Annotated in this window: 2 protein-coding genes; both read right to left on the minus strand. The window is 70.5% G+C overall.

Annotated features, from left to right (window positions below; all coding sequences use genetic code 11):
* On the minus strand, positions 1–1,593 hold a 1,593-nt coding region (locus DVS29_RS36495; RefSeq protein ID WP_240655996.1), incomplete at its 3' end, for a condensation domain-containing protein.
* Between the two features lie 111 nt (positions 1,594–1,704).
* Positions 1,705–5,838 carry an amino acid adenylation domain-containing protein gene (locus tag DVS29_RS36500; protein ID WP_276314371.1) on the minus strand — a complete coding sequence of 1,378 codons (4,134 nt, stop codon included), beginning with the start codon at positions 5,836–5,838 and terminating at the stop codon, positions 1,705–1,707.
* Positions 5,839–5,844 lie beyond the last annotated feature (6 nt).

Consider the following 5,844-nt stretch of genomic DNA (forward strand, 5'->3'; position numbering starts at 1 on the left):
CGCCGACAGCGCCTGCCCCAGCGACTCGAACGCATACCGCCGCGCCGGCGCCGCCTCGCGTCCCGTCGACAGCGTCAGCTCGCCCACCCGACGCGTCCCATCCGACGCCGCCAGCTGCTCCAGCACCTCCACGTAATGGGCCGACAGCCGCTCCACCGTCGCCGCATCGAACACATCCGCCGCGTAGTTGAACGTCAGCTTCAACCCGCGCCGATCCTCGACGGCATTCAGTACGAGGTCGAACCGCACTGTGCCGGTGCCGCCGTCCACCGTCTCCACGACAACGCCTGGCAGCGCCGCGGCCGCTTCGCTCGCGTCGGCCTGCTCGAGGTTGAACATCACCTGGAACAGCGGCGAGCGGCCTGCTTCGCGCGGCACCTGAAGCGCGTCGAGCACACGTCCGAACGGCACGTCCTGATGCGCCTGCGCCTCCAGCACGCGCGTCTGCACCGTGCCAAGCAGCGCATCGAACGGCATCGCGCCGTCAACCTCGGCCTCGATCACGAGCGTATTGACGAAATAGCCGATGAGTCCGTCCGTCTCGCGCCGCTCCCGTCCTGCCGACGGTACGCCGATCCGCACCCGCCGCTGCCCGCCGTAGCGGTACAGCAGCGCCGCGTAGGCACTGAAGAGCAGCGTGAAAAGCGTCGTGCGCCGCGCGTGGGCGAGCTCGCGCAGACGCGCGGCGAGCGTCGGATCCAGCTCCGCGCGACACCGCCCGCCTTCGACGCCGCGATTCGTACCGCGCGGCCTGTCGAGCGGCAACTCGAGCAGCGGCGCGTCGCCGCCCAGGCGTTCGACCCAGTAGCCGAGATCGTCGTCGGACGACTGCCACTCTCGCTGCCACGCGGCGACGTCGCCGCAGTGAAGCTCGAGCGGAGGCAGCACGCCGGCCGTGTCGTCTCCAGCGAGCGCCGCGCGATACAGCGCGACCAGTTCGCGCACCATCACAGCCTGCGACCAGCCGTCGGACACGATGTGATGCGTGACGATCTGCAGCACGTGCGCATCGCCGCCCAAACCGACGAGCATGACACGCAACAGCGGCCCGGATCCGAGGTCGAACGGCTCGCGCGCGGCGGCCTGCAACACGCCCGGCAGCTGCGCGGCGGCGTCGAGCGCGAGCTCGCGCCAGCCGTAGGTGACCTCGGCGGCATCCCGCGCAAGCCGCTGCGACGGCACGCCGCGCGTCTCGACGAAGCGCATCCGCAGCGCACCGTGCCGCGCCACGAGCGCATCGAACGCGCGCCGCAGCGCGGGCACGTCGAGCGCCCCCGTCAGACGCATCGTGCGCGCGAGGTGATAGGCCGGGCTGTCCGGGTCCAGCTTCCAGAGGAACCACAAGCGTTCTTGCGCAGGCGACAGCGGATAACCGTCCGCACAATCCGCGATCGGCACAATCGGCAGACGCGCCGGATCGATGCCTTGTGCGCGCGCCTTGTCGCGAAACTGCCGGCGGTGCCCGGCGGACAGCGCCGCGTATTTGCGGGAAATCGCCAGCGCCTGACTGGCCGCCGCGGTGGATGCCGTGGATGCAGTGGATGCGGGAAACTCGACCGCAGCGGCAGCGGACTCGTCTCGAGTCGGGGTCAATATTTCGTCGGTCGGCATACCTGGAAAGCCCGTGCGGCGAACCACACGGGCGTGATGAAGGTGAACGGAAAAATCCTTAGGCGTACATGAAATCGAGGCAGGTTGCCCGTCTCATTCGAGCGCATCGAACAGGTCGTCGAGCGCCTGCATGTCGCGCGCGGCATCCGCTTCGATGTCGCGCCCGCCAACGGCTTGCGCGAGCCGGGCGCCGAGCGTGGCCGGCGTCGCGCCATCGAAAAGCCAGGCCAGCTCGACCTTGCGCCCGAGGCGCTCCGAGAGCCGCGCGATCACCCGCACCGCCGCGAGCGAATGCCCGCCAATCGCGAAGAACTCGTCGTGCGCACCCACCCGGCGATGCCCCAGCAACTCGCCGAACAGCTGGGCAACGAGGCTTTCGAATTCGCCCCGCGGCTCGACCCACGCGTGATCTCCAGTGGCGACGACCTCGAGCTTCGCGAGGGACGCCCGGTCGAGCTTGCCGTTCGCGGTGCGCGGCAACGCATCGAGCGCATGCAGCGTGGCCGGGATCATGTAGCCCGGCAACGTGGCGGCAAGCGTCTGCCGCCACTCGACGGGCGCCGCACCCGACCTGGTCACGACATAGCCTGCCAGCCGGGCCTCGGCGCGGCCATCGGCTGCGACGAGCGTCACGGCCGCGTCGAGCACGTCGGCGCAGCCGCGCAGCGCCGCCTCGACCTCGCCCAGCTCGATCCGGTAGCCGCGCAGCTTCACCTGCTGGTCGATCCGGCCCAGACACTCGAACACACTGTCGGGCAGCGCACGGCACAGATCGCCCGTGCGATACATCCGCGAACCCGGCGCGCCGTGCGGGTCGGGCACGAAACGCTCGGCGGTCAGCCCCGGCCGGCCGAGATAACCGCGCGCCAGATTGTCGCCACCGATGCACAGTTCGCCGACACCGCCGGCCGCCGCAAGCTGGCCGCTCGCGTCGGTGACGTAAAGCGCCGTCGCGTGCAAAGCGCGGCCGATCGTCATCCCCGCGCCCGCCTCGATCTTTGCGCCCGTCGAGTAAATCGTCGTCTCGGTCGGGCCGTACAGATTCCACAGCTCGACGCCGCGCTCGATCAGTCCCGCAGCCAGATCGCCCGGCAGCGCCTCGCCGGCCGTCAGGCCGACGAGCGCACCGCGCTCACATCCGCGCCAGCCCGCTTCGACGAGCAGCCGCCAACCGCTCGGCGTCGCCTGCATATGCGTCGCACCGCATGCATCGATCAGACGGACCAGCGCCGCACCGTCTCCGATCGCGGACGCATCGGCCATCTCGACGCACGCGCCAGCGAGCAGCGGCAGGCAGAACTCGGTGAGCGAGATGTCGAACGACGCAGTGGTCGCCGACAGCATCACGTCGGTATCCCGCATCGGCAGCATCGCGCCGACGCTGCCGAGCAGCTGGTCGAGCGCGCCGTGCAGTACGCCGACGCCTTTGGGACGCCCCGTCGAGCCCGACGTGTAGATCACGTACGCGAGCTGCGCGTCAGCGCACGGGCAAGGCGCACTGGCGCCGTCGGCCGCAGCGGCAGGCGCGCCGACGTCGAGCGCGAAACGCCCTTCGAGCAGCGGCGCGAGACGCGCCGCGCCTTCGGCGTCGGTCAGCACGCGCGTGACCCCCGCGTCGTCGAGCATGTAGCCCAGGCGGTCGGCGGGGAACCCGGGATCGAGCGGCATGTAGACCGCGCCGCTGCGCCACACCGCCAGCATCGCCGCGATCAGCGAGGGCGAGCGGCGCACGCACACGGCGACGCGCTCTTCGCGCGCCACGCCGCTCGCCTGCAGCCTGCCCTGCAACACGCCGGCCCAGTTCGCGAGCGACGCGTAGTCGAGCGCCAGCGCCCCCTGCCGCACGGCAATGCGCCGCGGCGTGCGCGCGGCCTGCGCAGCGAAGCGCATGTGGAACGGCTGGAACGCGTGGCCTGGCAGCGCGCGCGCTGCAACCGCGTCATCCGTGACGGCCAGCTCGCCGAGCCACTGCGGCGCCACGGATACATCGCGGCTCAACTGCTCGAGCAACCCGACGTACTGCGCGCTCAGCGCTTCGACCTGGGTGCGCGAGAGACGCCGCGCATTCCACGACCAGCGCAGCTCCAGGCCGCGCGACGGCAGGATCGTCAGCGTCAGCGGATAGTGGGTCCGCTCGACGGCATCGACGCTCTCGATCGCGACCGTCGTACTCGCCCGCGGATGCGCGCGCGCGGCCACCGGGTAGTTTTCGAAGACGATCAGGCTGTCGAACAGCGCATCGCCGCTTCTGCCCGCCCACTGCTGCAACGACGCAAGCGGCGTGTGCTCGACCTCGCGCATCTGCGTGTTGCAGGTCTGCAACTCGCGCAGCCAGTCACCGACGGACGCGTTGCCAGGCGTGCGCACGAATACTGGCAGGCTGTTGATGAAGAGACCGAACATCCGGTCAGCGCCGTCAAGCGAGGCAGGCCGGCCCGACACCGTCACGCCGAAGGCGACCGACGCCTTGCCGCCGAGCCGCGCAAGCAACACCGCCCAGGCACCCTGCATCAGCGTGTTGAGCGTCACGCGGTGGCGCTGCGCAGCGGCTCGCACGCGCGCAGCGAGCGCGGCGTCGAAACGTACGGCGAGCTTCGGCGAAGCGGCGGTCTGACTGCCAGCTTGCGCTTCGTCGAGCGCGTCCGGTGCGGTGAGGCTACCGGTGAGCGTCGCGGGGTCGCCGGCCGTCTCGAGACGCGCCAGCCACCAGTCGCGCGGATCGGCCTGCCGCGCAAGCCACTCGACATAGCGGCGATACGGCGGCGCCGGCACCGGCGAGCCGGCCAGCGCGAGAGCGGGCGCACCGGGAGCGGCAACGCGCGCTTCGTAGTCGTCGAATATCTCAGCCAGGAGCCGCGCGCCGCTCCAGCCGTCGGTCAGCACGTGATGGTTCGTGCGCACGAGATCATGCCGGCCATCGGGACGGCGGAACAGATTGATCCGCATCAGCGGCGCGCACGACGGATCGACGCCCCCGGCCAGATCGGCCGCCCGCCACGCGGCGAGCCGCGCGTCGTAGTCGGAAACGTCGCGCCAGTCGTGGACGGCGAACGGCAACACTGCATGCCGCTCGACGATCTGCAGCGCGTCGCCGCCATGCCGCCATTCGAAGTGCGTGCGCAGCATCTCATGCCGCGCCAGGGCCGCCTGCCATGCATCGCGCAATGCGCCGGCATCGACCCGGCCCGCCAGCGTCAACTGCAGCTGGTTCACGTAGACGCCCTGCCCGTGCTGAAGCGCGCTGTGATAAAGCAGCCCCTGCTGCAGCGGCGTGGCCGGATAGATGTCGACGACGCCGCCGAGCGCAAGCCCGAGCGCGCGCAGTTGCGGCTCGTCGAGGCCGGCGAGCGGAAAGTCGGACGCGGTCGCGCCGGATGGCGCAGCGAGGCAGTGTGCGATCATCGCCTTGACCTCGCGATCGAAGGCCGCAACGAGCTGCGCCACCGTCTCGCCCGCGATGCGCGCGGGATCGAAGCGCCAGCGCAGCAGCAGCTCGTCGCCGGTAATCAGGCCATTCAGGTCGAGCGCGTAATCGAGCCAGGCGTCGTCGCCGAAACTGCGGCCCGCGCGCTCCGCGCTGAATGAGAAACGCGCGGCCTCGTCCAGCGACTGGTCGAAGCGACCCAGATAGTTGAAGCTGATCGGCAGACGCGGCAGCTTGCGGCTTGCCTCCAGCAGCCCCCAGTGCATGCCCTTGTTCGGCACCGCGCGCAGCCGCTCCTTGACGGCAACGAGCGCTTCGCCCGGCTGTGCCGTCGCGGCCGGCAGGCTGACCGGGAAGCGCGTCGTGAACCAGCCGACCGTGCGGCTCAGGTCGACGCCGTCGATCACGTCCTCGCGGCCGTGCCCTTCGAGGTCGACATCGATCGCGGCGAGACCGCTCCAGGCGCCGAGCGCCTGGGCCAGCGCGGCGAGCATCAGCTCGTCGGGACGGGTGCGATACGCGCGCGGCACGTCGCGCAGCAGGTCGCGCGTGCGGGCGGCGTCGAGTGTCCATTCAATCATGCCGCTGTCGATCAGGCGCGTGCGGGTGTCGGATGCCTGCAGCGGTAACGATGCAGCGCTGTCGCGCGTGCCGACAGCCTGTTCCCACCAGGACGCTTCGGCTTGTACTTCGGATGACTGAGCGTATTGATCGACCTGTCGGACCCAGCTGCGCCACGACGTCGACGGGGTGGGCAGCACGATGGGTTCGTTCCGCTCAGCCTGTCCGTACGCCGTCTGCAGTTCGTC

It is taken from the genome of Paraburkholderia phosphatilytica (assembly GCF_003443895.1).
Classification (GTDB): domain Bacteria; phylum Pseudomonadota; class Gammaproteobacteria; order Burkholderiales; family Burkholderiaceae; genus Paraburkholderia; species Paraburkholderia phosphatilytica.